Source organism: Vibrio sp. Y176, from assembly GCF_033438945.1.
On sequence record NZ_JAWOQS010000572.1, the window covers coordinates 1 to 680 of the forward strand.

Annotated in this window: 1 protein-coding gene and 1 pseudogene; both read right to left on the reverse strand. The window is 42.5% G+C overall.

Going from position 1 to position 680, the window contains the following annotated elements:
• A pseudogene (locus R7O13_RS27365) lies at positions 1 to 265 on the reverse strand (glycosyltransferase); the annotation flags it as partial.
• Positions 265 to 680, reverse strand: a 416-nt coding sequence (locus R7O13_RS27370; protein WP_318305261.1) for a putative capsular polysaccharide synthesis family protein, incomplete at its 5' end; no start/stop codon positions are given. The gene R7O13_RS27370 and the pseudogene R7O13_RS27365, both read right to left, overlap by 1 nt.

Below are 680 nucleotides of genomic sequence, written 5' to 3' on the forward strand. Positions count from 1 at the left end.
CTAGGTAAATAGATGGATACAGGTGTCCGTGAACAAGATCTGGCCAGCGTAGTAGTGACAATTTTTCCGATAGAGACAGTGTCTGCCAGTTAAAGCATTGGATTCCCTGTGCGGAGAGTTGTTCCAAATAGTCGTTCTCAGCACACAACACGAGGATCTTGATTTCATACTCGGAATTATGCTCGAGCACCAAGTCCACTAAGAACTTTTGCGCCCCACCATTTTGAGATAGGTCGTTGATGATGTGTAAAATTTTCGTCTTCATCATTGCGCCATTTGATACTTTTGTTTGAGTTCGGAAATTTCACTTGAAGTAAAAAAGTGGGTCGTCAATTTGGATGACAACATTTCCTCAATAAACTCAGGTTTAGGTTGATAGCTATTTTTGAACTCATTGAGCAGCGAGGAGTACCATTTGTTGTTTGATTGGTTGTCGTGGACCACATCAACTGGATATCCGAGAAAATCGCCAACGGTAGCTGGTGATTGCTTCAGCTTGTCACTTCGAATTACGAGCAGAGAAAAGTTGCCTTGTTGGTAGGTTTGGCAACCAGCTTCATGATCGAACGGTTTATTGAACACGTCGATCCCTGTTAGCATTTTGATTTCATTATCAAACCACTCCAAAGGGTAGTGGTGATTCATGTGCTCTTCGAAAGCTTCTTGCAACAATTGCGGAC